The following is a 26662-nucleotide window of genomic DNA, read 5'->3' as shown; positions in this document are numbered from 1 at the left end:
TCCGCGTGCGCAACGACAGGTTGGGCGCGTCCGCGGTCCGTTGCTCGCTCTCGCCCGACCTGTCGCGTATCCCAATGTCCCCCATTTCGATCCTGCTGATCGGCTTTGCCATGTCCACCGATGCCTTCGCTGCTGCCATCGGCAAGGGCGCGGCCATGCGCAAGCCACGCTTTTCCGACGCCTTGCGCGCCGGCCTGATTTTCGGTGTCATCGAAGGCATCACGCCGGTGATCGGCTGGCTGCTCGGCCGCGCTGCGCTGGCGTATGTGGAGGCCTTCGATCACTGGATCGCGTTCGGCCTGCTCGGTGCGCTGGGCGTGCACATGATCATCAACGGCCTGCGCCCCGACGAGGGCGGCGACGAGGAAGACACCAGCAAGCACCATGGCTTCTGGCGCCTGGCAATGACCGGCTTCGCCACCAGCATCGATGCGATGGCAGTCGGCATCGGCCTGGCCTTCCTCGACGTGCATATCGGTGTGATGGCGCTGATCATCGGCCTGTGCACGCTCACCATGGTGACCGCCGGCATCATGCTCGGCCGCGTGCTGGGCGGCATGGTCGGCAAGCGCGCGGAGATCATCGGCGGCCTGATCCTGATCATCATCGGCTCGACCATCCTGTACGAACATCTCAGCGGCGCCGTGGCCTGACCGGCGGTCACGCCCGCCCCACGGCTAGAGATCGCCGCGGGTGTCGTGGAAGGCGGCCAGGAAGGCCCGCAGCGAGGCCGGCTTGATCGGTTTGGTCAACAACCGATAGCCGCGGTCACGCGCCATCCGCTTGAGCTCGTCGCGGCCGTCGGCGGTGAGCAGCGCCCCCGGAATCGCACGCCCGGCCTTCTGGCCCAGCGCCACCAAGGTATCCAGCCCGTCCAGGCGGTCATGCAGGTGGTAATCCACCAACATCACGTCCGGCCGTTCGACCACTTTCTCCAGTGCCTGGTCGACGGTGCTGGCGGTGATCACCTGCACCTGCCAACGGCCCAGCAGCGCCCGCATGCCATCCAGGATTTCCTGATCGTTATCCACGCACAGCACGCGCATGCCGGCCAGTGAATCGGCGCGGGTGACCGGGCTCGGTGCCGGCGGTGCTTCTGCGGTCGGCAAGGCCGGGGCCGCCACGAGGGGCAGCAGGATCGAGAACATGCTGCCGCTGCCGACCCGGCTGCGGGCGTTGAGGCGGTGATCGAGCAGGCGCGAGATACGCTGGCAGATCGACAGGCCCAGCCCCAGGCCCTGCTCGCCCCAGTCGAACGGCTGCTGGTAGCGATGGAACTCATCGAAGATCTGCTGCATGTGGTGTTCGGGAATGCCCGGGCCGGTATCCCATACCTGCAGTTCCACTTCCGGCCCGCGATGGCGCACGGCCAGCACGATGCGGCCCTGGCGCGTGTAGCGCAGCGCATTGGCCAGGAAGTTCTGCAGCACGCGGCGCAGCAGGCGGCGATCGCTGCGCACCCAGGCCGGCCGCGCGAACAGATCCATGCGCAACCCACGGCCGGCTGCGACGGGCGAGTACTGCGCCGCCAGCTCGCGCATCAGCAGGCTGACATCGAAGTCACCGATCACCGGATGCAGGCCACCGGCATCCAGACGGGAGACATCCAGCAGGCCATCCAGCAGTTCCTCGGCTGCACGCAACGAGGCATCCACGCGCTCGGCCAGATGCCGTTGCTCTTCGTTGTTGTGGTGGCTCTCACGCAGCGCTGAAGCGAACAGACGGGCAGCATTGAGCGGCTGCAGCACGTCGTGGCTGATCGCGGCCAGGAAGCGCGTCTTGGACTGCTGGGCCACTTCGGCTTCATGCGAGCGCTCGGCCACGCGCTGTTCCAGCGTTTCGTTGGCTTCCAGCAGAGCGCGCTCGGCGTGCTTGTAGTCGGTGATGTCGTTGTAACTGGTGACGTAGCCACCGCCGGGCAGCGCCTGCCCGCGCATCTCGATCACCTTGCCGTCGCTGCGGGTGCGCTCGAAGATGTGCGGCGAGCCGGCTCGCATGTAGCCGATGCGGCGGTTGATCTGCAGCTCGATGTCGCCCTCGCCGAGCTCACCGCGCTCGGCGTTGTAGCGGATCAGGTCGGCGACCGGCCGGCCCACGTAGAGCATCCCGTCGGGGTACCCGAACATCTGCTGGTAGCGGCGGTTCCAGGCGGTCAGGCGCATGTCCGGATCGACCACGCTGACCCCCGCGCTGATGTTCTCCAGGGTGGTCGAGAGAATCTCGCGGTTGAAGCGCAGTTCCTGGCCTGCCTCGTCGAGCACCGCCACCACTTCGCCCAGGTCCATGCCCGAACCGCGCAGCAGACTGGTCAGCAGCAGGCGGGCCGACGCCGCGCCGATCGAGGCCGCCAGCAGGCGCTCGGTGAACTGCACCCAGGCACGGTCCGCCGGCGCGGAGGCCTGCAGCTCGCGGTCCATGGACTGCGCCTGCTCGAAGAACGATCGACGGGCATGACGGTCGCCCACCACGCGCGAGGCCAGCGCCAACAGGTCACCGACATGCACGTTGCCCGGCCACGCACCGGCCACCGACGGGCGCTGCGCGTAGGGATCCAGGAACGGCGCCGCACGCAGGCGTTCATCCACGCCCGGGCGCCAGCGCACCGAGACCAGCACCATCGCCGCGACATTGACCAGCAGCGACCAGAACGTGCCGTGCGTCAGCGGGTCCCAGCCGCTCATGCCGAACAGGTGCTGCGGCTGCAGCCAGCCGATCCCGAACGGGCCCTGCACCAGCCAGGCCGACGACATCCAGCCGGCCTGGGTCAGCGCCGGCAACAGCAGCGTGTATACCCAGGTGCCGAAGCCGAGCAGCATGCCGACTTCGACGCCGCGGCGGCTGGCACCGCGCCAGTACAGCCCGCCGATCAGCCCCGGGGCGAACTGCGCGACTGCAGCGAAGGCCATCAGGCCGTAGGAGGCCAGGGTACTGTCGTTGCTGCTGCCGCGGTAATAGCTGTAGGCCACCAGCGCCAGCAGCAGGATCGCGGTACGGCGAATCCACAACACGCGCGAAGCGACATCCGCCGCCTCTTGATGATCGCCACTGCGGCGCAGCAGGACCGGCATCACCAGATCGTTGCTGACCATGGTCGCCAGCGCGATGGAGGCCACGATGACCATGCCGGTCGCAGCCGAGAAGCCGCCGACATAGGCGACCAGCGCCAGGAACTTGCGACCTTCGGCCAGCGGCAGGGCCAGCACCATGCTGTCGTCGGCGACACTTCCACCGGTGCCGAACAGGGTCACGCCGGCGGTGGCGATCGGAATCACCATCGCCGAGATGATCACCAGGTAGGCCCCGAACATCCAGCGCGCGCGGCGGATATCACGCACATCGCCACACTCGACCACCGCCACATGGAACTGGCGCGGCAGGCAGATGATGGCCAGGAAACTCAGCAGCGTCTGGGAAATGAACCCGACCGGTGGCAAGCCGGTGAACAGCGTATGCGCCGACTCGATCACCGCATCGGTGCGGTCGTTGAGCCACAGGTAGGCGAACAGGCCCAGCGCGACCATCGCGATCAGCTTGATCATCGATTCCAGCGCGATCGCCAGCATCATGCCGTGGTGGTGCTCGGTGGCATCCACCTGGCGGGTACCGAACAGCGTGGCGAACAGCGCCATCAGCAACGCCACGTACAACGCGGGATCCGTGAAGAAGCCAGTCGGGCCGACGTTGCCGGTCAGCACCTGCAGGCTCATCGCGACGGCTTTGTACTGCAGGGCCAGGTACGGCACGATGCCGATCAACGCGATCACCGCCACCAGTGCGGCCAGGCGGCGTGAGCGGCCGAACCGCGAGGAGATGAAATCGGCGATGGAGACCACGTTCTGGCTGCGTGCGATCAGCGCCAGGCGCTCGATGATCCGCCAGCCGAACACCCACAGCAGCAGGGGCCCCAGGTAGATCGGCAGGTAGCCGATGCCATTGCGCACCGCCGTGCCGACCGCACCGTAGAACGTCCACGACGAGCAGTACACCGCCAGCGCCAGGCTGTAGACCACCGGGCGCAGCCACGGTCGATCCGGGTACATCGGGCGACGGTCACCCCACCACGCCACGCCGAACAGCAGCGCGGCATAGGCCACTGACACCAACAGCAGGATCCAGCTGGAGACCACGCGGGTGTTTCCGTGAGAGCAGCCCGCAGTGTAGGCCACGACCGTTGGTCGTGGCGTTCCAGGGCGGGCCGCCGTGCCTTATTCGGCCGGAACGCCCATTTCCTTCAGCAGTTCGGGTGCCGGGTAGACCTTGGCCAGCAGCCAGCGCAGGTAGCGCATGTCCACGTGCACCGCGCGCTTGAAGCGCGGGTCGAACCACCAGCTGGCGCTGACCGACTCCCAATTGCTGTCGAAGTTCAGGCCGATCAGTTCGCCTTTGGCATTGAGCACTGGTGAGCCGGAGTTGCCGCCGGTGGTGTCCAGGTTGGTCAGGAAGTTGACCGTCTGGGTCTTCAGCACCGGATCGGCGGTGGAGCCGAAATCACCCTTGGCGATCGCGTCCAGCAGCGGCTTGGGCGCATCGAACGGGTAGGCGTTGGTGTTCTTCTCGACGATCCCGGCCACAGTGGTTACCGGGTCGAAATGCACCGCATCGCGCGGCGACAGCGCCTCGACCTTGCCGTAGCTGATGCGCAGGGTACGGTTCGCATCCGGGTAGACCGCGCGGCCCTGCTTGGCACGCCAGGCGAACAGCGCCTGCATGTACGCCGGGCGCAGGCGCAGCTGCTCGCCTTCGCGGGTCTTGCGCTCGTCATCCAGGCGCAGTTGCGCGGCGACCAGCGGGCCGGCCAGATCGATCAGCGGATCGCGTGCCAGCGCCTTGCCCTCTTTCGCCGCGGCAAAGCGCGACAGCCGCTCGGCTTCGTCGCCCAGGCGCGTGGTGGCGTACAGCGTATCCAGGGTCTTGGCCAGCGCGGCCGGGGTGCGGCCGAAGGCCGCGTCGAACGCGGGCACGCGCTGCGCGTCGGGCAGCTGCTGGTAGCGGGTCAGCAGCGTGGTCAACAGCGCTTTTTCGATGGCCGGATCGTAGCGGCGCTGGACCTGCTTGAGCACGCCCTCGATCAAGGCCAGATCGCGCTGCTGGTAGCCCGTGTCACGCTCGGCATCGGGCTTGGCCGATTCGATGCGCAGGCGCTCCAGGGTCAGTGCCGAGCGCAGCAGCTGGCTCTGCGCCGCGAGCAGATCGAGCAGCAGATCGCGCTCGCCCACCGAGGCGCCGCTGGACAGCGAGCTCAGCAGGGACTGGATGTCGCCCCGGTACGTCGCGTCGGTGGCCTGCAGCATCGCTGCCTCATCGGCGGCACGCTGCGCCTTGGCATCGCTGCGCAGCAGGCCTTCCAGCTCGCCAGCGGCGCGCTTGCGGTTGTTCTTCAGCGACTGCAGCTGCGAGGCGTAACGGGTGCGTGCCTGCGCATCCTTCGCACTGGCCGCTTCGATGGTGTCGATCATCTGCTGGAACACCGCCACGCGGCGTGGCAGCACGGCATCGATCTGGCCGGCGAATTCCGCGGCGGTGCGATGGCGATAGGTGATGCCCGGGTAACCGGCCAGCATCGCGTAGTCGCCGGTCTTCGGGCCGTCGATCGCCATCTTCAGGTGCGCCGGCGGGTGGTACGGCACGTTGTCCACGCTGTACGGCGCGGGCTTGCCGTCCTTGCCCACGTAGGCACGCAGCAGGGTGAAATCACCGGTGTGGCGCGGCCACATGAAGTTGTCGATCTCATCGCCATAATTGCCGATCGCGCGCGGCGGCGCGTAGACCAGGCGCACATCGCTCAGCTCAAGCTGGCGGATGCGATAGAAATCGGTGCCGTAGTACATGTCCGCCACGCTGCAGCGGATGTTGCCTTCTTTCTCACAGTCGGCCACCAGCTGCTTGCTGGCGCGGTCGACCGCATCGAAATACGCCCGTCCGGTCTTGCCGCGCGCATCGCGCAGCACTTCATCGGTGACCTTGTCGAACCCGACCGTGACCAGCACGCGGAAATCCGGGTTGGCCGCGCGCTCATCGCTGCGGCCCTTGGCGATGAAGCCGTCGTTGATCAGGTTGTGCTCGGGCGAGGTGTTGTACTGGATCACGCCCATGGCCACATGGTGGTTGGTCAGCAGCAGGCCGTCGTCGGAGACGAACGAACCGGTCCCGCCACCGGCACGCACCACCGCACTCAGCGGCGGCGCGGTGACGTTGGCCAGGTCGCCCGGGTTGCCCTTGAAGCCGGCCGCCTTCAGCGGTTTGGCCAGGTCCGGCAGCTGGGTCGGCATCCACATGCCTTCGTCGGCATGGGCGCCGGCAGCGAGGGTCAGGCCAAGCGCCAGCGCGGCGGTGAGGGGTTTGCGTGAAGACATGGGCACATCCGGTACGTCAGAACAGCCCGAGACCTTAGCCGCTGCGCCCGGCAGGGGCAACGGCCGATGGTTGGGCAAGCACCCGCATCACGACCAACGGTCGTGATCTACTTTTCTTTTCGCCAGTTCAGCGACCCACGGTTTTCCACCGTGCTCGATTCCAGCTCCACATCGAAGCCGCGGCGCAGCAGGTACTTCAGCGTCAGCACCGAGCCACTGCCGACCAGCGAGACGCCGTAGCCGATGTAGAGCTTGGGCGAGATGTACTTGCCGAAGCCGATCACCGAGCCGCCCAGCGCGCGCGACTGGCTCACGCCGGCGTCGTCCAGGCCGAGCTTGGCCCCCAGCTGCGAGGCGAGCAGGCCGCTGCCGGCCGACAGCGCCGCCGAAGCCGCGTTGACCTGCTGGGCCTGATCGCTGCTGGCACCGGTGAGGCTGCGGCCCAGCACCAGGTAGGCCAGTGCTTCGGACTGCGACATCGCCGGTTCCGACCACACATCCACGCGCGGCGACTGCGCCCGCCCGGTCACGTCGATGCCGGCGGTGACATCGCCGACGGCGCGCTGGGCCCGGATGTTGATGCGCGGATCGGAGACCGCGTTGTAGTTCCAGTTCAAGTTGCCGCGGGTGATGGTCAGGTCCTGTCCGTAGGCCTTGTAGCGGCCACTGACTTCCAGCCCGCCGTTGGCGGTCATCTCGCGCCCGGGGCGCGCCCATACCTGCATCTTGCCGGTCAGCGCACCCTTCAGGCCGAACCCGGCCATCTTGACCTTGTCGCCCAGGCTCACGGTCAGGTCCATGTCCAGCGGCGAGCTGGGCCCCTCTTCCGGATCGACCGGGTCCAGCACCACCACATCTTCGGAGACCGAGGTGCCACGATCCAGGCGCTCCAGGTCCAGATCCGCTTCGGGGACGTGCACGGTGCCACGCAGCTGCATCGCGCTGCCGGCCAACGTGAAGTCCAGGTTCGGGTTGGCGATCACGCGCAGCTCGCTGGTATTGGCCAGCAGCACGTTTTCGCCGTGGATATGCAGCTGCAGCGGCTGTGCATCGCCGAACCACGACAGCCCGCCATCCACGTACAGCGTGCCCTTGCCGGAGTTGGCCTGCGCGGTGATCTTGGCCGAGCCGTCCGGCTGCGCGGTGAAGCTGCCCTTGCCTTCGGCGAAGGTCAGGCCGAGCGCAGGGAACTCGCCATTGAACTTGCTCAGCGTGGCCTCACCGCCCAATGACGGCGTACCACGGGTGCCGCGCAGACTCACGTGGCCTTCGATCAGGCCGGTCGGGCGCACGATGTCGGGCGAGAACAGTTCCAGCCAGTACAGCCGCGCGATGTTCATGTACAGCTCGCCGGTCAGCGGCGCGTTGGCATCCCAGCCGGTCTGCACCTTGGCATCGACGAAGCCGTCGCCCTGGAAACCGACACCGAGCTTGGCGTTGATCTGCTGCGGGGTCATCTCCAGGTTCACCGAGAACTGGTCGTAACGCACCAGCTCGCCACGCGCGTTGTCGCCCAGGCGTACCCCGCCTTCGCGCGAGGTGACCGAGGCACTGCCTTCCCACGCGTTGCCGCGGGGGCGGATGCGCCCATCCAGATTCACTTCACCGCGCAGGAAGATGCGCCTTCCGGACTGCGGCGGCAGCCACGGCTGCACCAGCGACAACGGCAAGGCATCGCCGCGCACCAGCAGCCCTTCGCGCGGCCAGTTCGCGCTGGCGCACAGCGCGCCGCCGGTGGCGGCACCCAGGCAGGCATCGCTCAGGGTGAAGTTGCTGCCCTGCACGCTGAAGGTGGCCGGTGCGCGCAGGCTCCAGGCATCGCCCTTCATCGGTGCGATGCGCAGCGCAGTCAGATCGCCACGCCAGGTCTGGCCCTGCTGGCGAACGCCGCCTTCCAGCGCGACAGCACCCAGCTCGTTCTTCGTCTGTGCATCCAGGCGCAGATTGGAGAGGCTGCCGCGTGCATTGACGTTGAGCGTGTCCAGCAGCATGCCGACCTGGACCTTGCTGCCCTGCACCGCCAGCGTGCCACTGTCGCCCTGCCACGGCAGGCGCCCCTTGATGCTGATCGCCTCGGCGCTCCAGTCGTCCCAGCGCAGGCCACTGCCGACCAGATCGGCGGTGATGTCCGGCGCGGTACGCGCGCCCTTGATCAGCACGTGGCCGCGCAGGCTGCCGCTGCTGTTGGGCAGCAGGTCGTCCAGCTGCACCGGCTCCAGCTGCGCATCGATATCCAGGCGGTCGCCGACCGAGCCCTTGGCGGTCAGGCGGCTGTTGCCCAGCGCCAGCCGGAGGTTGCCCTCGCCCTGCTCGCCGCGCAGCGCGAACTTGCCCTGTGCATCCAGCGCACGCTTGCGCAGCGTACCCTTGATGCCGGGCACATCGACGGTGGCTTCGTAGCTGCCAGCGGTACCGGCCGGACTGCCGGCGGGCGGCGGCAACTGGCGGCCCTTCGAGGCAAACGAACCGGACAGCTTGCCGTCCCAGCCCGGCGCGAAGTAGCCCGGATCGAAGCCGGCCAGTTTGGCGGCCACGTCCCAATCCAACTGCGGCGCCCAGGCCACCTGCCCGGTCACGTCGAGCGAACCGCCCGGCGTGCTGGCCTGCAGCTGTTTGATCACGGCGGCCTGGTCATTGCCGCGCACGTCGAACTGCAGATCGGCCACCTGCTTCTCGCGTTCCACCGAGGCACGGCCGACGGCCGCCCACGCCTTGAGCGTGCCGGCCAGGCCCATGCGCGCTTCTTTCAACGTCACCGGCACCGGCGCAGCCGCGCCCGGGGTGGTGGTATCGGCGGCGGGCACGAAGGTGAGGTCGTTGGCGACGATGGAGAAGCGCAGGCTGGCGTTTTCCTTGTCGGTGAAATCAGCGATGCCTTCCAGCCGCGCCTGCCCACCAAAGCCCTTCACCTGCAGCGGCGACACGGTCAGTACCTGGTCGGCCAGGCCGACCTTGGACGGTGCCAGTTCCACCGCGATGTCGCCCTGCTTGAAGCTGCCCTGCAGATTGGCCTGGCCACCCTTGCCGTCGGCCTGCACCTCCAGCGCCATCGGCGTGCTGGTGCTCGCGTCCATCCCCGGCACCAGCAGCGCCAGGTCCAGTTCCTTGCTGCGCGCAGCGAGTTTCCACACCGGGTCGGTGCGGCCATCGAACACGAGGCTGGCCTGCAGCGGTGCCGGTGCATTGCCGGCGATCGCCACTTCCATATGGCCCAGGTCACCGCGGGCGACCAGGCCCAGGCGCGCCGGGGTACGCCCGCGCGGCGCCGGCATCAGCGCGCCGAGGGTGATGTCGGTGTCGTAATCGCTGCGCGGCAGGTAATGCCCGTCCACGCGGAAATCGCCGTAGCTGCTGTCCACGATCAGCTGGCGCGCGCGGAATTCGCCATTGGCGATCTCCAGCCCACCGCGCACCTTGGCGATGTCGATCAGCGGCTGCTGCGCCTGGGTGATCCGGAAGCCATCGATGATGATGGTGTCGGCCTGGATCGCCAGCGGCATTTCAATCTGCGGCAGCGAGTCCGGCCACGAGGGCAGCTCGAACGGCTCATCGCTCTTGGCCAGGTTCAACGTGGCGTTCTTGATCTGCAGTGCATCGAGCTGCAGCTTGCGGCCCAGCAGCGGCCGGATGTCCGGATCCAGGTACGCCCGTTCGGCGGTGAAATGGATGTCGTCGTAGCGGAAGTCCAGATCGTGCAGCACCAGCGGCCCGGCGACCGGGCCATCGACCTTGCTCCAGGTGAGCGAGGCGCCGACCGGCAACCGCGCGACCACCTGGGCCAGCAGCACATCGCGGCCTGCCACGGTCTGCAGCAGCCAGTACACCAGCAGCAAGGCCAACAGCACCAGGCCGAGCACGGTGAAACCGGACCACGCCCAGAAGCGGCGCTTGCGGTAGAAACGCACGCGCGGGGGCGGCGGGGTGGCGGGGGCGGAAGGCGTCGGCGTGCTCACAGGTCCGCTCCGATGTTCAGGTACAGCTGGAACTGCGAATCCGGGTTGTTCAGGCCGTGCGCGATATCCACGCGCACCGGGCCCACCGGCGATTTCCAGCGCACGCCGAAGCCCACGCCGGTGTGCAGGTCGATGGTGTTGTCGAACGCGCTGCCGGTATCGACGAATACCGCCGCGCCCCACGGCCCGCCCTTGAAGTAATGCTCATACTCGGCCGAGCCGACCACCAGGTTCTTCGCGCCGAGCGCGTACTTGTCCGGTGGTGCGGTGCGCGGGCCGACTTCGCGGAAGGCATAGCCGCGGATGCTGCGGTCGCCACCGGCGAAGAAGCGCAGGCTCGGCGGCATCGCCACCAGATCGCTGGTCCAGGTGGTGCCACCTTCGCCGCGCAGGATCAGGCGGTCGCTGTCGCCGATCGGCACATACCAGCGCAGCACCATGTTGGCCTGCACGAAGCTGGTGTCCGAGCCCGCACCTTCGACGCCGCCACGCAGGGTGGCACTGCCGCTGAGGCCACGGCGCGGGAACATCTCATCGTCCACGTTGACGTAGTCGGCGACCAGCTGCGGGTAGACCAGCGTGGAGGTGTTGTAGACCGCATCGGTGAACTCGGTGCCCGAGGCGTAGCGCCAGCGCTCACGCAGGGCGTTGATCGAGGCGATCGCGGTCCAGTACTCGTTGATCTCGCCGCTGCGGCTGGCCGACAGTTTGAAGTTGCGCAGGTCGATGTAATCGGTCTGCTCGTCATAGGCGCTGGCGGTAAACGCATACCAGCCATCGAGCCAGGCAAAGCCCGGGATGCGGTAGCTGGTGACCAGGCTCTTGCGCTTCTGCGCATAGTCGAGCTGGGTGTTCATCTTGTGGCCGCGGCTGTTGAGGAAGCGCCGCTCCAGGCCACCGCGCACACCGGCGCCACTCTCGCTGCCGTAGCTCAGGCCGGCGGTGTAGATCGTGCGCTTGGCGCGGGTCAGGTTGACGTCCACCGGCACATCGCCGTTGTCATCGGCCTGGTCCGGGCGCGGCTGGATGTCGATCACGCTGAAGTAATCGAGCTTGGTCAGCGATTCGCGCAGGCGGTCCAGTTTACCTTCGTGGAAGTAACTGCCTTCGTCCCAGTACACCAGCGGGTCGAACAGCTTGTCGACGAAGTAATCCTGATGGAAGCGGATCTCGCCCATGTTGTAGCGGCGGCCACTGTCCCAGGTCAGATCGACATCGGCCGCGTTCTCGGCGCGGGTGATCTGCACCTGGCGCTGGGTGAAGTCGGCATCGAAATAACCACGCTCGGCCAGGCGCCGGGTGACCCGGATCTTGCTGGCTTCGTACTCGGTGTGCTCGAACCGCTGGCCCTTGCGCGGCTTGAATTTCTCGAGGTCTTCCTGGAGGTACTGGTCCAGCTGGGCCGGGCCGGTGATGTCGATGTGCTCGCGGCGGACCAGGGTCGGCGGCCCTTTCTCGACCTGGATCACCACGCGCAGGTTCTCGCCTTCGCGCGGGCTTTCCACGGTGATGGTCGGGTTGTAGTACCCGAACGGCTCCAGCGCCTCGCGGGTCTGGCGCTCTGCCTGGGACAACAGATATTCCAGCCGCGACTCGCCCTGGACCTTGCCGATGGTGTCGTACAGGGACAGCGAGACCTCGATGTTCTCGATCATCTCGGCATCGTCGCCCTTGTCCAATCCTTTGATGTCCACTTTCTCGATGGTCCCCCGTGCATGTGCCACCGAGGCGGTGGCAAGGGACAGGAACATCAGCGGAAGGGCGAATTTCGTTGGCTGCATGGCGACAGCATAACGGGCCATCGCGAGCATGCGAAATCGGCGTGGCTGTTTCAGAACGGCGGTGAAGAAGCCGTTAAATTCCGCGAGAAAGTCGCTTGCATCACACGCGGCGAGATCGATGACAACACGTCATCGGACAGAAGCGTCCGCGACACCGGGGCGACACCATATGACGCTTCCGGCACGAGTATCGGAGCGCGCCGCCCTCCCGGAAACGCAGAAGGCGCGAACAGCCGAAGCCGTCGCGCCTTCCGGTCCACCGTGGGGCGCGCGGCCCCGCCGCGTCAGTTGGACAGGTGTTCGATCGCCGCCACGCTGCCCAGGCGGTCGCCCAGGCGCTTGAGCAGGGCCAGGCGATTGGCCCGCAGCGCGGGATCCTCGGCATTGACCATCACCGCATCGAAGAACGCGTCCACCTGCGGGCGCAGGCGCGCCAGCCGGTTCAACACGCTCACGTAGTCCTTCTGGTGCAGGCTGGCGTTGCTGTCATCGATGGCCGCTTCCACGGCTTCGGCCAGTTCGCTTTCGGCCGGCTCGGCCAGCAGCGCCGGGTCGATCATGCCCGGGATCTCGCCCTCGGCCTTGCGCAGGATGTTGCGGATGCGCTTGTTGGCCGCGGCCAGCGCTTCGGCTTCCGGCAGCGCGGCGAAGGTGCCGATGGCATCGATGCGGCGGTCGAAATCGTACAGCGAGGCCGGCTTCAGCTCGGCCACCGCGTTGAAATGCGTGGCCGGCACGCCCTTGTCGGCGTAGTAGCCGCGCAGGCGGTCGATGATGAAGTCATACAGCTCCTGCGGCAGCGCCTCGGTCTTGCGTTCGGCACTGGGCTGCACGCCCGCCGGCAGGCCCGCCACGGCGGTCGCGATCAGCGCGCGCAGATCCAGGTCGAACCCGCTCTCGATCACCGTACGGGCCAGGCCCAGCGCGTTGCGGCGCAGCGCGAACGGATCCTTGTTGCCGGTCGGCTTCAGGCCTGCGGCAAAACCACCGGCCAGCGTATCCAGACGCTCGGCGATGGCCAGCACCTTGCCCAGCGGCGACAGCGCGATGTCATCCCCACCGAAGCGCGGCTGGTAGGCCTCGTCGATGGCCAGCGCGACCTCGGGCGACTCCCCGCCGACCACGGCGTAATGCCGGCCGGCGATGCCCTGCAACTCCGGGAATTCGTTGACCATGCGCGACTGCAGGTCGTTCTTGGCCAGCACCGCGGCGCGCTTGGCCAGCACCGGCTCGACGCCCACCTGCGGCGCGATGGCCTCGGCGAGGGCGGCCACACGGGTCACTTTGTCGGCGACCGAGCCCAGCTTGGCCTGGTAGGTGACGGTCTTCAGGCCGTCGCCCATCGATTCCAGACCCTGCTTCAGATCTTCGTCGAAGAAGAACTTGGCATCGGAGAAGCGCGGACGGATCACGCGCTCGTAGCCCTTGGCCACTTCAGCCACGTCCTTGGAGTCGATGTTGGCGATGCCGATGAACTTCTCGGTCAGCTTGCCGCTGGCATCGAGCACCGGGAAGAACTTCTGGTTGATCTCCATCGTCTCGATCAGCGCTTCCTGCGGCACCGCCAGGAACTCGCGCTCGAAACTGCACAGCACCGGCGCCGGCCATTCGACCAGGTTGACCACCTGCTCGAGATTGTCCGGAGTGATGCGCGCCTGGCCGCCGGCCTGCGCGGCCGCCGCGTTGACCTGCTCGACGATGCGGGTACGGCGCGCGTCGGCATCGACCAGCACGTAGGCGGCCTGCAGCGAGGCGACGTAGTCCTCCGGCGCGCTCAGCCACACGGTCTTGTCATGCATGAAGCGATGGCCGCGGCTCATGCGGTCAGCCTTCAGGCCCAGCACCTCGGCCTCGATGATGTCCGCGCCGTGCAGCAGCACCAGCCAATGCACCGGGCGGGCGAAGCCATAGGTGTGGCTGCCCCAGCGCATCGGCTTGGGGATCGGCATCGCGGCGATCGCCTCGCGCAGGATCTCCGGCAGCAGCGTCGCGGTGCGCGCGCCCGGCGTGGTGGAGCGGTGTACGAAGCGCTCGCCCTTGGCATCGCTGGTGCGCTCCAGCGCGGTCCAGTCGATCCCGGCCTTGGCGGCGAAACCCTGCAGCGCCTTGGTCGGCTGACCCTCGGCGTCGAGCGCGATGTTCAGGTACGGGCCCAGCACTTCGCTGTGCTGTTCCGGCTGTTCCACCGCCACGCCGGGCAGCAGCACGGCCAGGCGACGCGGGGTCGACAGCGGCTTGGCATCGCCGCGTTCAATGGTCACGCCCCGCTTGGTCAGGCCGTCCACGACGCCATCGAAGAAGGCCTGGGCCAGGCCCGGCAGCGCCTTGACCGGCAGTTCTTCGGTGCCCAGTTCAATCAGCAGCGGCTGCATCGTGCTCATGCCTGCACCTCCTTGGCGGCCACGGCTTCCAGGCGCTTGGCCTCGTAGAGCCTGGCCACGGCCTGGGCCAGCGCGCGCACGCGCAGGATGTAGCGCTGGCGCTCGGTCACGCTGATCGCGCGGCGCGCATCCAGCAGGTTGAAGGCATGGCTGGCCTTGCAGACCTGCTCATAGGCCGGCAGCGGCAGGCCGACATCGACCAGCTTCTGCGCCTCTTTTTCGCAGGCATCGAAGCGATGGAACATTTCGTCCACGTCGGCGTATTCGAAGTTGTAGGTGCTCTGCTCGATCTCGTTCTGCAGGTACACATCGCCGTAGGTCACCGGGGTGCCATCCGGACCATAGGTCCAGATCAGGTCATAGACGTTGTCGCAGTTCTGCAGGTACATGCACAGGCGCTCCAGACCGTAGGTGATCTCGCCGAGCACCGGCTTGCACTCCAGGCCGCCGGCCTGCTGGAAATAGGTGAACTGGGTGACTTCCATCCCGTTCAACCACACTTCCCAGCCCAGGCCCCAGGCGCCGAGGGTCGGCGATTCCCAGTTGTCCTCGACGAAGCGCAGGTCATGCACCAGCGGATCGATGCCCAGCGCCTTGAGCGAATCCAGGTACAGCTGCTGGATGTTGTCCGGGCTCGGCTTCATCGCCACCTGGTACTGGTAGTAGCGCTGCAGGCGGTTGGGGTTCTCGCCGTAGCGGCCGTCGGTCGGGCGGCGTGAAGGCTGCACGTACGCGGCATTCCAGCTTTCCGGACCGATCGAGCGCAGGAACGTGGCCGGGTGGAAGGTGCCCGCACCGACCTCCAGGTCCAGCGGCTGGATCAGCACGCAGCCCTGCTGCGCCCAATACTGGTTGAGGGTCTGGATCAGGCCCTGGAAAGTGATCGGAACGTTCGGGATCGCGGACATGCGGCGGATTCTTGCCTGCAGAAGGGGTGCGCTAGTATAGCGACCGACCGCACGGGCCTTCCGTGCCTGGGGAAATGGAGGATGGATCCACGCCTGCCAGCGGCTTATGCCAGCGTCCCTGCCGGGGGCGTGCCCCTGCCGCACGGGCGGCTGGATTTCGACCAGGTCGCCGCAGCCCTGGTTGCCGATGGCCTGGTCGCCGCCGCCGATCTGGAGCGCATCCGCTTTTCCGCCCCGGGCGCACGCAATGCCAGCGAGGTCCACCCGCTGGTGCTGCTGGCCAACCTTAAACTGGGCGCCAGCGCAGGCGGTGAGCTCGGCCTGGAGCGCCTGAGCGAGTGGCTGGCCCAGCGCGCGGGCGTGCGCTACCTGCGGGTGGACCCGACCCGGGTCGACGTCTCGGCGGTCACCGCCCTGGTTTCCCATGCCTATGCCCGCCGCCACCGCTTCCTGCCGCTGGCGGTGGACAGCGAGCGCGTGCTGGTCGCCACCAGCGAGCCGCTGGCCCAGGAATGGTTGCGCGACCTGCAACACCTGAGCCGCCGCCGGATCGAGCTGGCGATGGTGAACCCGCTCGATCTGCACCGCTACACCATGGAGTTCTACGGGGTGACGCGCTCGGTGCGCGGCGCCCGTGGCGATGTCCGCGGCGAGACCAGCAGCACCCTGCCCAGCTTCGAGCAGCTGGTGGAACTGGGCCGCGCCGGCGACGTCAACGCCGACGACCAGCACATCGTGCACATCGTGGATTGGCTGCTGCAGTACGCCTACGAGCAGCGCGCCTCGGACATTCATCTGGAGCCACGCCGCGACATGGGCCGCATGCGCTTCCGCATCGATGGCGTGCTGCACAAGGTGTTCGAGGTGCCGCCGGCGGTGATGACCGCCGTGGTCAGCCGGATCAAGGTGCTGGGCCGCATGGACCTGGCCGAGCGCCGGCGCCCGCAGGACGGCCGCATCAAGACCCGCTCCCCGGGCGGGCGCGAAGTGGAAATGCGCCTGTCGACCATGCCCACCGCGTTCGGCGAAAAGTGCGTGATGCGCATCTTCGACCCGGATGCCGCCTTCAAGAGCATCGACCAGCTCGGCTTCAGCCCGCAGGAAGCGGCCGGCTGGACCGCCCTGGTCGAGCGCCCGCACGGCATCGTGCTGGTCACCGGGCCGACCGGCTCGGGCAAGACCACCACCCTGTATTCCACGCTGAAGCGGCTGGCCACCCCGGACGTGAATGTCTGCACGGTGGAAGACCCGATCGAAATGATCGCACCGGAGTTCAACCAGATGCAGGTGCAGACCAACATCGACCTGGATTTCGCCAGCGGCGTGCGCACCCTGCTGCGGCAGGACCCGGACATCATCATGATCGGCGAGATCCGCGATCTGGAGACCGCGCAGATGGCGGTCCAGGCCTCGCTCACCGGCCACCTGGTGCTGTCCACCCTGCACACCAACGATGCGCCCTCGGCGATCACCCGTCTGCTCGACCTGGGCGTGCCGCATTACCTGCTCGCCTCCACCCTCAACGGGGTGCTGGCCCAGCGCCTGGTGCGCACCCTGTGCAGCAGTTGCAAGGTGCCCACGGTGCTCTCGGCCGAGCAATGGGCGGTGCTGACTGATGCCGATGCAGCATTACCTGAGGCGCCCACGCCATATGCACCGGTCGGCTGCATCGACTGCCGACGCACCGGTTTCCTGGGCCGCGTGGGCCTGTATGAGTTGCTGCCATTGGGTTCCAGCCTGCGCCGACACATCCGCGCGGACATGGATCTCGCCGCCTTCAACCGTGCCGCACGTGCTGAAGGGGTACGAACCCTGCGTCGCGCGGGACTTGAAAAGGTAGCGGCAGGGCTGACTACAATCGAGGAAGTCCTCTCGGTCCTGCCTCCCCCGGATGAATTCCGCCCCATTCCTGATTCTTGAAACCGGCCAACCCGTCGCCTCGCTGCGCCGTTACGGGCGGTTTTCGCATTGGATCCGGGTCGCGGCCGGGCTGGACGCCGACGAGACCGTGGTGGTCGATGTCGAGCAGGGCGGCACCCTGCCCAGCCACCGCGATTTTGCCGGGGTGATCGTCAGCGGTTCGGCCGCCTACGTCACCGACCGCGCCGAGTGGAGCGAACGCAGCGCGCAGTGGCTGCGCGCTGCCGCCCACGACGACCGGCCGGTGTTCGGCATCTGCTATGGCCACCAGCTGCTCGCCCACGCGCTGGGCGGCGAAGTGGCCTACAACCCGGCCGGCCGCGAGTCCGGCACGATCGAGCTGGCGCTGGATCCTTCGGCGGTGGACGATCCGCTGTTCGGCGGCCTGCCGGCGCGCTTCCCGGCCCATGCCACCCACCTGCAGACCGTGCTGCGCGCGCCCGAGGGCGCGGCGATCCTGGCACGCTCGGCGCAGGACAACTGCCACGCCTTCCGCTGGGGCGCACATGCCTGGGGCGTGCAGTTCCATCCGGAGTTCGCCACCCACCACATGCGCGGCTACGTCCGCGCCCGCGCCGAGTGCATCCGCCAGCACGGCGGTTGCGCGCGCAGTGTCGCCCGCGACGTCAGCGCCGCGCCGCTGGCCCGCCAGCTGCTGCGCCGTTTCGTCCGCCAGGCACGCAACGCCTGAGGGCTGCACCGGCATGCCCCCGGACGCAAGGCAGCGTCCGCGCCGCGCAGGGCGGCCTTCAGGTCACGCGCCGGGAAAACAGGGATAATCGACCGCAATCGGGCGTTCGCGCCTTCTCCCCTGTCCCGGAATGTTATGAGCGAGATTCGCAAGCTGCCGGCCTCCGCCGGCGCGGAATGGCTGGTGTCGGGTTTCACCCTGCTGCGCAAGGCGCCGTTGGCGCTGGGCCTGCTCGGCGTGATCTGGGCCGTGGCCGCGTTGCTGGTGATGTCGCTGGCGATGGTCAGCCCGGCGCTGAGTACCCTGGCGCAGCTGTTGATGGCGCTGGCCGGCCCGCTGTTCTTCGGCGGCCTGGTGTGGGCCGTGCGCGAAGTCGACCAGGGTCGCGTCGCGCAGCCGTCGCACTTGCTGCAGGGCCTGCAGGAAGGCCGCGCCTTGAACCTGCTCGCCTCGCTGCTGCCGCAGCTGGTGGCCGGCCTGTTCCTGGGCGTGTTGTTGCTGGTGCTGATCGGCAGCAGCGGCCTGCAGCACCTGAGCGAGGTGATGGTGCAGCTCAACGCGATCAGCCAGTCCGGCGCGCAGCCGGACCCGGCGCAGATCGAAGAATTGATGGCGAGCCTGCCGGCGATGCGCATCCTGCTCTGGCTGGCACTGGTGGTGGTCACCTTCCTGGCCATGGCGCTGGCGCTGTTCACCCTGCCGCCGCAGGTGATGTTCGAGCACCGCAACGGCCTGCAGGCGATGCGCCTGAGCCTGCGCGCCTGCCTGCACAACGTGCTGGCGATGCTGGTGTTCTTCCTGCTCGCCTTCGTGGCGGTGTTTGCGATCTACTTCGGCGTGATGCTGGTCGCGCTGATCGCGCAGTTGATCGGCGGCACGATGCTCGCGCTGTTCGTTGCGCAGCTGCTGCTGATGGGCGTGGTGATGCCGGTCTTTGCCGGTGCCATCTACACGGCGTGGAAGCAGATGTTCGGCCAGCAGGGGCCGCAGACCCCGCCGCCGATGCCGGGCCCGAACAACGTGTTCGCCGCCTGATCAACGAAAACCCCGGCCGAGGCCGGGGTTTTTGTTTGTGCCTTACTCCGGCTGCTCTTTCCCGCCCGGGCGTGGCACCAGCCAGCGCGCGGCGTGGATGCCCAGTTCGTAGAGCAGGCACATCGGAATGGCCAGCATCAGCTGCGAGACCACGTCCGGCGGCGTCAGCACCGCGGCCAGCACGAAGATGCCGACGATCGCATAGCCGCGACCTTCCTTGAACTGCTGCGGCGTGATCCAGCCCAGCAGCACCAGGATCACCATCGCCACCGGCAGCTCGAAGCTGGTGCCGAAGGCGAAGAAGATCGCCAGCACGAAATCCAGGTACGCCGTCGCGTCGGGCGTGATCGCGATCACCTCCGGGCGGAACGTGGTGAGGAAGTGGAACACCGCCGGCAACACCAGGAAGTACGCGAACGCGCAGCCCAGATAGAACAGCAGTACCGACGAGGCCAGCAACGGTACGGCCAGGCGTTTTTCGCGGGCATACAGGCCCGGCGCCACGAACGACCACAGCTGGAACAGCAGCCACGGCACGGCGATGAACACCGCCACGAAGAAGGTCAGTTTCAACGGCGCGAAGAACGCGCCGGCCGGATTGGTCGCGATCATCGTCTGCCCGTTCGGCAGCTGCGAGATCAGCGGTTCGGCGATCATCGTGTAGATCTGCCGCGAGAACGGCATCAACCCCAGCAGCACCACGCCCAGGCCGATCAACGCGCGCACCAGGCGCGCACGCAGCTCGATCAGGTGTTCGACCAGCGAACTCTCGTTGCTTTCATGCTCGCTCATCGCGGTGCCTCGTCGTTCGGCGGCGTGGGCACAGGCGTAAGCGGCGCGGTGTCAGTCGACGGCGGCAGGGCCGCCGGCGGATCTGCACGCGGTGCGCTGCCATCGATGCGCGGCGGCGCCATCGCATCGCGCGGCGGCTCGGCCTCCTCGGGGGCCACCACATGCTGGGCCACGCTGGCCGGGGAACCTGGTGCGGGGCCGGTCATCACCGGTTCGTCGTCCGCAGCCGCGGCGACGTCATCGCCCTGCCGTGCCACGTCCTGGCGCATCTGCTCGGCCTCGCGGCGCACCGCTTCGCCACTGGCGCGCAGCTGCGACTCGGTATCGCGCATCGAGGTTTTCACATCATCGAACTGCCGCTTGATCTCTTCGGCGTGCAGTTCACGCTCGAGCTCCTGCTTCACCGAGTCCCACTGGTTGCGGGCACGGCGCACCCACAGCCCGGCAAAGCGGGCCGCCTTGGGCAGCCGCTCGGGGCCGAGGACGACCAGGGCCACCACCGCGATGACCAGCAGTTCACTGAAACCGATATCGAACACGCCAAGCCGCCCGGATCAGCGCGGGTCGCGGTCGTGCTCGGTCTGCGACGTCGTCGTCGAGTCCTGCGGACGCGAACTGTCGCTGAGCTGCGCGTTCGGCTTGTCCTCGTCGCGCATGCCCTTCTTGAATTCCTTGACGGCGCTGCCAAGGTCCTTGGCGCCGCTGGTCAGTTTCTTGGTGCCGAACACCAGCAGAACGATGACCAGCACGACCAACCAATGCCAGATGCTGAAACTGCCCATGACTCGCTCGCGTTACGTAGTGATCAGACGGTTGAGCATAGCGCACCGGCGGTAAGCCGGCGCGCGTGACAAAAGTCAGTTGCCGTCCAGCGATTCGGTACGGACTTCACCGTCGCCAACCGGCTGGAAGCCCTGCTGCGGGGCCGGTTGCGCCGGCACGGACTGCAGCGGGGCCGTGGTCGCGCCAGCAGGGGCCGGGGCAGGTGCCTGTTCAGGTCGAACCGGTACGGCGGCGGCGCGCGGCGCAGCGGCCGGCGCTGGGGCATTGCCCGCAGTGCCGCGCTTCTCGCGGGCGGTATAGGTGGCTTCCTCCAGGCGATCACGGAAGGCGACCACGTCCACCGAGGGCGGCTCGCCGACACGGCCTTCGAACACCATGCGCGGCGTGGTGTTGCTGCCGTAGGCGTCCAGGTTGGCGGCATCGTCGATCTGCAGCACGGCGCCATCCAGCGCCACACCGGCGAACAGGCCACGGGCGCGCGACCAGGACCAGATCTCAGCCTTCAGCTGGCCATCGGTGGCGGCGGCGGCGTTGCGACCGACCGGTCCGGCGGCGACGCCGGCATCGGCGCCCAGGGTGAACTTGCCGTTGACGAGATTGTCCAGGCTGCGGTCGTTGCGGAACACCAGCACCACATCGGAGGACTGCACGCCGGCCTGGAAGCCGATGCTGCCGCCGGTGAGCTTCACGAACACCGGGTTGGACCAGCTGCCATCGGGCGTCTTGACGGACATCAAGCCATGGCCGCGACGGCCGCCGATCACCAGGCCGGCCTTGATCGTATCGGGAATGACGATGACCGCTCGGCCTTCGTCGAGCAGCTTGTCGGGAATCCCCTGCTCGGGGATGTCCTGGATTTCATTCAGGACGCGCACGGCATTGCGGGCGCGCTGGTCCTCCTGTGGCCCGGCCATGGCCTGGGTCGACAGCAGGCTGGCGGAGATCAGCAGAACAAGGCTGAGGCGGCGCATGGGTGGGCTCCAGAAAGTCGATTCATACAAGATAGCGGCAGGTACGACCGGGGTCGATACGCTTCTCGACGTTAGAAGGCCGGCGATGAATCGGCAATGAGTATTCCCGGCTATCGATATGCACGCTGGATCGCGTTCATCATCCAAATCCATCCCGCCAATCGCGCAGACCTGCGAGAATGGCGGCATGCTCGACGCACCCGACACCGCCGTGCTGGCGGTCAATCTAGGCACGCCCGAGACGCCAACCGCCCCGGCGGTGCGTCGCTACCTGGCTGAATTCCTCAGCGATCCGCGCGTGGTCGCGATTCCGCCGCTGTTCTGGAAACCCTTGCTGTTCGGGCTGATCCTGCCATTGCGCAGTGGTCGCTCGGCCGCCAAGTACGCCCAGGTCTGGCTGCCGGAGGGCTCCCCGCTGATGGTTTACACGCGCCGGCTGGCCGAGGCCATGCAGGGCCTGATGCCCGATCTGCGGGTGCGCCATGCGATGCGTTATGGCGCCCCGGCGCTGCCGGCCGAGCTGGACCGGTTGGCCGCCGAAGGCATGAAACGGATCGTGGTACTGCCGTTGTATCCGCAGTATTCGACCACCACCACCGCCTCGATCGAGGACCAGGTGCGCGAGTGGCAGCCGAAGCATCCCGGCGTCACCGTGACCCTGGTGCGCGATTACGCGGTCGATCCGGACTGGGTCGCCGCCGTCGCCGGCAGCATCCGCCAGTGGTGGGAGCAGCATGGGCGCGGCGAGAAACTGGTGTTTTCCTTCCACGGCATTCCACAGCGGCTGGCCGACGCCGGCGATCCGTATCCGCAGCGCTGCGAAGCCAGCGCCCACGCGATCGCCCACGCGCTGGAGCTGGCCGACGATGCCTGGCAGCTGACCTACCAATCGCGTTTCGGCCGTGAGAAGTGGCTCCAGCCCTACGCCGAACCCACCCTGTGGGCGATGGCCGAGAAGGGCGTGCGCAGCATGGACGTGGTCTGCCCCGGCTTTGCCACCGACTGCCTGGAAACCCTGGAAGAAGTGGCGATGGGCTTTACCGAGACCGTGGCCGAGCGCGGCGCGACAATGCGCTACATCCCCTGCCTCAACGACGCGCACGCGCATGCACTGGCCCTGTCGCGGCTGAGCATCGCGGCGCTGGCATGACGCTGCAGCCGTTCTCGCTGCCGGTGGCCGGCAGCACCGTGGCCGGCCTGCGGTCGGGTGAGACCGGCGGCACGCGCGTCCTGGCGCTGCATGGCTGGCTCGACAACGCGGCCAGCTTCGTACCGTTGGCCGCGCAACTACCGGATCTGGCGCTGGTCGCGATCGATCTGCCCGGCCACGGCCACAGCGCGCATCTGCCGCCCGGCACGCAATACAACACGCCCGGTGCGATCTGCCACGTGCTCGACGTCGCTGATGCGCTGGGCTGGGACCGCTTCGTGCTGCTCGGCCACTCGATGGGCGCCGGCATTGCCAGCCTTACCGCGGCGGCCGCACCCGAACGCGTCGAGCGCCTGATCGCGATCGAGGCCCTCGGCGGTCTGCGGGGCCCGGAGAATGAAACCGCACAGCGCCTGCGTGAGCATGTGCGTGCCGCGCGGGCGCTGCCCACCCGCAGACTGCGCGTGTTCCCCGATCTGGCCGCACCGATCCGCGCCCGCATGATGGCCAACCAGCTCAGCGAGCCGTGCGCGCGCCTGCTGGTCGAACGCGGCGTCAAGCCGGTTGAAGGGGGTTTCAGCTGGTGCAGCGATCAGCGCCTGATGCTGCCCACCGCGATGCGCCTGAGCGAAGCGCAGATCGACGACCTGCTCGCCGCGATCGAATGCCCGACCCAGGTGATCTACGCCACGCCAGCGCAGTCGTATTACCCGGAGCCGTTGCGCAGCCAGCGCATCTCGTTGCTGCGCGAAGGCCGCTTGGCGGTGTTCCCGGGCACGCATCATCTGCACATGGAGCATCCGCAGGTGGTCGCTGAGGTGATCCAGGGCTTCCTCGCCGGGTAAGCCCTGCACGGTGCGACACACGGTCGCACTCAACTTATCCCGGCAACGACCGATACCGATGATGCAGGCCGATCTTCGTCGGCCGCACTGTCGTCGCTTGCTCCGCCGTTGCGAAGCCGCGCATCACCCAGGCTTCCAGGGAACGTCGTCGCAATGCCGGATTGGCCGTGCCATCGCCCACAGGACCGGGCCATGCCGGCGGTGATCGCCACCGCCGACACGGCACCTGCCGGCACCTGCTCTGCGCGTGCCCCCCTGCTTCCTTCCGCTGCTGCACCCACCGCTTCGCCGGTGACGGGTGTGGCATCCGCCTGCGCGCGATCACGCCGCGGGCCTTCCGTTTTCTGCTGATTCTGGAGCCCTCATGTCCGCCATGCCCGATGCCACCTCCCGCCCACCCGATCTGCTGCGCACGCGCACGTCCCGGCCGTCCACGGATGCCGCCTATCTGATCTCGGCCGGGGTGCTGCTTGCCGCCGCGGTAACCGCCGCGATCTGGCAGCGGCAGCCTTGGGCGCTGCTTCCGGTGGCAGTCGCGGCGCTGCTGCTGGGCGTGGTGGCACTGCGCGTGCGGCAGCAGGGCCAGGCGTTGCGGCAGGCAGAGGTGCGGTCGGTCTCGCTGGCCGCGGAGGCAGCCCGCGCGCAGGCGCGCGACAGTGTCGAACATACGCACGATGCCCAGGTCCGGCAGGCACTGGATGTCTCCCGCACCGCAATGATGATCGCCGACAACGACCACGTGATCCGCTACGTGAACCAGTCGGTGGTGAGCTTGCTGCGCAACCAGCAGACCAGCCTGCGTGAGGCCTTCCCCGACTTCGACGCCGAGCGCCTGGTCGGCAGCAGCATCCACCGTTTCCATGCCAATCCGGACCGCATCCGCGCCATCCTCAATACGCTGATGGTCACCCATCACGGGCGTGTGCGGATCGGCCCGGTGCACTTCGCCCAGGTTGTCACGCCGGTATTCGATGCGAAGGGCCAGCGCCAGGGCTTCGCGGTGGAATGGCATGACCGCACCCACGAACTGCTGCTGGAACATGCCGTGGCCGATATCGTCGAGGCCGCCAGCAAGGGCGATCTTGATCGCCGGCTGCAGGCCACGGACGGAGGCGCGAGCTTCCTCAACGGCCTGACCGGCGGCATCAATCAGCTGCTGGACAGCGTGGGTGGCACGGTCGGTGAGATCCGCCGCATGCTCTCGGCATTGGCCGATGGCGATCTGGACCAGCGCATGCGGGGCGACTTCCACGGGTCGTTCCAGGCCATGCAGCGCGATGCCAATGCGACGGCGGAGCAACTGACCGCGATGGTCGAACGGATCAAGCAGTGCACCGGCTCGATTTCGCTGGCCGCCAGTGAGATCGCCAGTGGCAACGATGATCTGTCCGAGCGTACCGAACGCCAGGCTGCCCATCTGGAGGAAACCGCCGCCTCGATGGAGGAGCTGACCTCCACCGTGCGACAGAATGCCGAACACGCGCGCCAGGCCAGTGCGTTGGCGCACGGCGCGCATGACGTCGCCACCCGCGGCAGTCGGGTGGTGAGCGAGGTGGTGACCACCATGGACGCCATCCAGACCGCCTCTCACCGCATCGGCGACATCACGCGCGTCATCGACGGGATCGCCTTCCAGACCAATATTCTTGCCCTCAACGCCGCCGTGGAAGCAGCACGTGCAGGCGAGCAGGGCCGCGGCTTCGCGGTGGTGGCCAGCGAGGTACGCAGCCTGGCCCAGCGTTCGGCCGAGGCCGCCAAGGAGATCAAGGGCCTGATCGATGCCTCCGTGGTACAGGTTGCCGACGGCGCGCGCCTGGTCCAGGACGCCGGGCAGACCATGGGCGAGATTGTGAGCAGCGTGGCCGGTGTCAGCGGCATCATGGCCGAGATCTCTTCGGCCTCGCAGGAGCAGGCCGCCGGCATCGATCAGGTCAACCGGACGGTGGCGCAGATGGACGATGCCACCCAGCAGAATGCGGCGTTGGTCGAAGAGGCGAGTGCAGCGGCACGCCTGTTGGAGGCGCAGGCTGCCGACCTGACCCAGGCAGTGGCCGTGTTCCGTCATCAGGAACAGGCGTACCGCCCGGCCGCGGTGGCCTGACCGGCGTCAGTCCAGCACGCGTTTCGGCGCGCCCTGCAGCCAGGCGGCGATAGTCTCGACCGCCTGGCCGAAATAGTCCCGGTAATTGCGCGCGGTGACGTAGCCCAGAGGGGGCGTCGCCAATACGTTGGGCAATGTGCGCAGCGGATGCCCGGCCGGGAGGGGTTCGATGTCGAAGACATCCAGGCCAGCACCGGCGATGCGCTTGTCAGTCAGGGCGTCGATCAACGCCTGCTGATCGATCCGGCCCGCGCGTGCGGTATTGATCAGACATGCGTGTGCCGGCATGCAGGCCAGCGTGTCGGCATCCACGATCGCGGGGCTGCGTTCGCCCAGGACCCGGTGCAGCGACACCACCTCGCTGCCAGCGAACAGGGCCTCCTGCGATGTAGCCCATTGCACCGCCGCCGCACGTGGCGCGTCGAGATTCGGACGCCCTGCACTGACCTGCATCCCGAACGCCTGGCCGATCTGCACCACGCGCTGACCGATCTTCCCCACTCCCAGCAGTCCCAACCGCGCACCATGCAGGTCACGGCCGACCGTCTGCTGCCACGGCCCGTCGCTGCGCAATGCATTGGCCTCAGGCACCAGGTGGCGCATCAGGCCGAGGATCAGCGCCCAGGTGATCTCCACGGCAGGCTCGGGATGGCTGTCGGTGCCGCAGACGATGACGCCCTGCGCTTTCGCTGCCGCGACATCGATGGCCGCATGGCGCATGCCGCTGGTGATCAGCAGGCGTAGACAGGGCCGGCGGGCCAACAGTGCCGCGGTGATCGGTGTGCGTTCGCGCATGGCCACCAGGATGTCGGCATCGCCGAGCGCGGCGACCCGTGCGTCCGTGGTGGGAGGGGCTGAAACGCAGACAAAAAGAAAACCCCGCTGCGTGAGCAGCGGGGTTTTCGGGGTAAAAACCCTGGCGATGACCTACTCTCGCATGGCTTAGGCCACACTACCATCGGCGCAGCTGCGTTTCACTTCCGAGTTCGGGATGGGAT

Annotated in this window: 18 protein-coding genes; 7 read left to right on the top strand and 11 right to left on the bottom strand. The window is 67.7% G+C overall.

The annotated features are described in order from the left end of the window. Positions 1–74: 74 nt before the first annotated feature. Positions 75–653, top strand: a complete 579-nt coding sequence (locus ABE571_RS17370) for a manganese efflux pump MntP family protein (protein ID WP_313211923.1) — start codon at positions 75–77, stop codon at positions 651–653. A 24-nt stretch (positions 654–677) separates the two neighbouring features. Here the strand turns inward: ABE571_RS17370 and ABE571_RS17365 are convergent, their stop codons facing one another. The 6 genes from ABE571_RS17365 to glyQ all read right to left on the bottom strand — a co-directional run bounded on the left by ABE571_RS17365 (position 678) and on the right by glyQ (position 15376). Beyond that, entirely contained in the window at positions 678–4127 is a 3450-nt protein-coding gene (locus ABE571_RS17365) for a PAS domain-containing hybrid sensor histidine kinase/response regulator (RefSeq protein WP_152152054.1), read from the bottom strand. A gap of 78 nt (positions 4128–4205) precedes the next feature. Further along, positions 4206–6353 (bottom strand): S46 family peptidase, encoded by a 2148-nt coding sequence (locus tag ABE571_RS17360; RefSeq protein WP_346482711.1) that lies wholly within the window; start codon positions 6351–6353, stop codon positions 4206–4208. Positions 6354–6460: 107 nt separating this feature from the next. Then, positions 6461–10306: a translocation/assembly module TamB domain-containing protein gene (locus ABE571_RS17355; RefSeq protein WP_346494279.1), complete on the bottom strand. Its 3846-nt coding sequence runs from the start codon at positions 10304–10306 to the stop codon at positions 6461–6463. After that, positions 10303–12087, bottom strand: coding sequence for an autotransporter assembly complex family protein (locus ABE571_RS17350; RefSeq protein ID WP_313211940.1), 1785 nt, complete (start codon positions 12085–12087; stop codon positions 10303–10305). Before ABE571_RS17350 ends, ABE571_RS17355 begins: the two co-directional genes overlap by 4 nt. A gap of 284 nt (positions 12088–12371) precedes the next feature. Further along, complete coding sequence (glyS, locus tag ABE571_RS17345; protein ID WP_346494277.1) at positions 12372–14468, bottom strand: glycine--tRNA ligase subunit beta; 2097 nt, start codon at positions 14466–14468, stop codon at positions 12372–12374. Beyond that, positions 14465–15376, bottom strand: coding sequence for a glycine--tRNA ligase subunit alpha (gene glyQ, locus ABE571_RS17340; protein ID WP_102788722.1), 912 nt, complete (start codon positions 15374–15376; stop codon positions 14465–14467). The genes glyS and glyQ overlap by 4 nt, the downstream gene beginning before the upstream one ends. Positions 15377–15457: 81 nt before the next feature. Between glyQ and ABE571_RS17335 the strand changes: the two genes are divergently transcribed. The 3 genes from ABE571_RS17335 to ABE571_RS17325 all read left to right on the top strand — a co-directional run bounded on the left by ABE571_RS17335 (position 15458) and on the right by ABE571_RS17325 (position 19022). Further along, complete coding sequence (locus ABE571_RS17335) at positions 15458–17296, top strand: ATPase, T2SS/T4P/T4SS family (RefSeq protein WP_313211931.1); 1839 nt, start codon at positions 15458–15460, stop codon at positions 17294–17296. Continuing rightward, positions 17268–17987 (top strand): glutamine amidotransferase, encoded by a 720-nt coding sequence (locus ABE571_RS17330; RefSeq protein WP_313211932.1) that lies wholly within the window; start codon positions 17268–17270, stop codon positions 17985–17987. The genes ABE571_RS17335 and ABE571_RS17330 overlap by 29 nt, the downstream gene beginning before the upstream one ends. A 135-nt stretch (positions 17988–18122) precedes the next feature. Then, the gene (locus tag ABE571_RS17325; RefSeq protein ID WP_152152029.1) at positions 18123–19022 is read left to right on the top strand and encodes a BPSS1780 family membrane protein; all 900 of its coding nucleotides are present in this window, start codon (positions 18123–18125) and stop codon (positions 19020–19022) included. A 42-nt stretch (positions 19023–19064) separates the two neighbouring features. Here the strand turns inward: ABE571_RS17325 and tatC are convergent, their stop codons facing one another. The 4 genes from tatC to ABE571_RS17305 form a co-directional block, all read right to left on the bottom strand. Next, entirely contained in the window at positions 19065–19814 is a 750-nt protein-coding gene (gene tatC, locus ABE571_RS17320; RefSeq protein WP_102788725.1) for a twin-arginine translocase subunit TatC, read from the bottom strand. After that, complete coding sequence (gene tatB / locus ABE571_RS17315) at positions 19811–20353, bottom strand: Sec-independent protein translocase protein TatB (protein ID WP_346494274.1); 543 nt, start codon at positions 20351–20353, stop codon at positions 19811–19813. Before tatB ends, tatC begins: the two co-directional genes overlap by 4 nt. Positions 20354–20368: 15 nt before the next feature. Then, complete coding sequence (gene tatA, locus ABE571_RS17310) at positions 20369–20596, bottom strand: Sec-independent protein translocase subunit TatA (RefSeq protein ID WP_019185586.1); 228 nt, start codon at positions 20594–20596, stop codon at positions 20369–20371. A gap of 75 nt (positions 20597–20671) precedes the next feature. Further along, the gene (locus ABE571_RS17305; protein ID WP_313211935.1) at positions 20672–21568 is read right to left on the bottom strand and encodes a YSC84-related protein; all 897 of its coding nucleotides are present in this window, start codon (positions 21566–21568) and stop codon (positions 20672–20674) included. 187 nt (positions 21569–21755) lie between these two features. On the opposite strand from ABE571_RS17305, the gene hemH reads away from it, so the two are divergent. The 3 genes from hemH to ABE571_RS17290 all read left to right on the top strand — a co-directional run bounded on the left by hemH (position 21756) and on the right by ABE571_RS17290 (position 25664). Continuing rightward, a complete protein-coding gene (hemH, locus tag ABE571_RS17300) occupies positions 21756–22718 on the top strand; it encodes a ferrochelatase (RefSeq protein WP_313211936.1) in 963 nt (320 codons plus the stop codon). After that, the gene (locus tag ABE571_RS17295; RefSeq protein ID WP_313211937.1) at positions 22715–23563 is read left to right on the top strand and encodes an alpha/beta hydrolase; all 849 of its coding nucleotides are present in this window, start codon (positions 22715–22717) and stop codon (positions 23561–23563) included. Before hemH ends, ABE571_RS17295 begins: the two co-directional genes overlap by 4 nt. A gap of 364 nt (positions 23564–23927) precedes the next feature. Beyond that, complete coding sequence (locus ABE571_RS17290) at positions 23928–25664, top strand: methyl-accepting chemotaxis protein (RefSeq protein ID WP_313211938.1); 1737 nt, start codon at positions 23928–23930, stop codon at positions 25662–25664. A gap of 6 nt (positions 25665–25670) precedes the next feature. Here the strand turns inward: ABE571_RS17290 and ABE571_RS17285 are convergent, their stop codons facing one another. After that, entirely contained in the window at positions 25671–26558 is an 888-nt protein-coding gene (locus ABE571_RS17285; protein ID WP_346494283.1) for a D-2-hydroxyacid dehydrogenase family protein, read from the bottom strand. Between the last annotated feature and the right edge of the window lie 104 nt (positions 26559–26662).

Source organism: Stenotrophomonas sp. TWI273 (assembly GCF_039674765.1).
Classification (GTDB): domain Bacteria; phylum Pseudomonadota; class Gammaproteobacteria; order Xanthomonadales; family Xanthomonadaceae; genus Stenotrophomonas.
This window is presented reverse-complemented; position numbering and strand designations above follow the sequence as displayed.

Excerpts from the sequence above, each read along its gene's own strand:
- hemH (WP_313211936.1), top strand. The coding sequence starts at position 21,756 with ATGCTCGACGCACCCGACACCGCCGTGCTGGCGGTCAATCTAGGCACG.
- ABE571_RS17360 (WP_346482711.1), bottom strand. The coding sequence starts at position 6,353 with ATGTCTTCACGCAAACCCCTCACCGCCGCGCTGGCGCTTGGCCTGACC.
- ABE571_RS17295 (WP_313211937.1), top strand. The coding sequence starts at position 22,715 with ATGACGCTGCAGCCGTTCTCGCTGCCGGTGGCCGGCAGCACCGTGGCC.
- glyS (WP_346494277.1), bottom strand. The coding sequence starts at position 14,468 with ATGAGCACGATGCAGCCGCTGCTGATTGAACTGGGCACCGAAGAACTG.
- glyQ (WP_102788722.1), bottom strand. The coding sequence starts at position 15,376 with ATGTCCGCGATCCCGAACGTTCCGATCACTTTCCAGGGCCTGATCCAG.
- ABE571_RS17290 (WP_313211938.1), top strand. The coding sequence starts at position 23,928 with ATGTCCGCCATGCCCGATGCCACCTCCCGCCCACCCGATCTGCTGCGC.
- ABE571_RS17325 (WP_152152029.1), top strand. The coding sequence starts at position 18,123 with ATGAGCGAGATTCGCAAGCTGCCGGCCTCCGCCGGCGCGGAATGGCTG.
- ABE571_RS17305 (WP_313211935.1), bottom strand. The coding sequence starts at position 21,568 with ATGCGCCGCCTCAGCCTTGTTCTGCTGATCTCCGCCAGCCTGCTGTCG.
- ABE571_RS17330 (WP_313211932.1), top strand. The coding sequence starts at position 17,268 with ATGAATTCCGCCCCATTCCTGATTCTTGAAACCGGCCAACCCGTCGCC.
- ABE571_RS17370 (WP_313211923.1), top strand. The coding sequence starts at position 75 with ATGTCCCCCATTTCGATCCTGCTGATCGGCTTTGCCATGTCCACCGAT.
- ABE571_RS17350 (WP_313211940.1), bottom strand. The coding sequence starts at position 12,087 with ATGCAGCCAACGAAATTCGCCCTTCCGCTGATGTTCCTGTCCCTTGCC.
- tatC (WP_102788725.1), bottom strand. The coding sequence starts at position 19,814 with ATGAGCGAGCATGAAAGCAACGAGAGTTCGCTGGTCGAACACCTGATC.
- ABE571_RS17335 (WP_313211931.1), top strand. The coding sequence starts at position 15,458 with ATGGATCCACGCCTGCCAGCGGCTTATGCCAGCGTCCCTGCCGGGGGC.
- tatA (WP_019185586.1), bottom strand. The coding sequence starts at position 20,596 with ATGGGCAGTTTCAGCATCTGGCATTGGTTGGTCGTGCTGGTCATCGTT.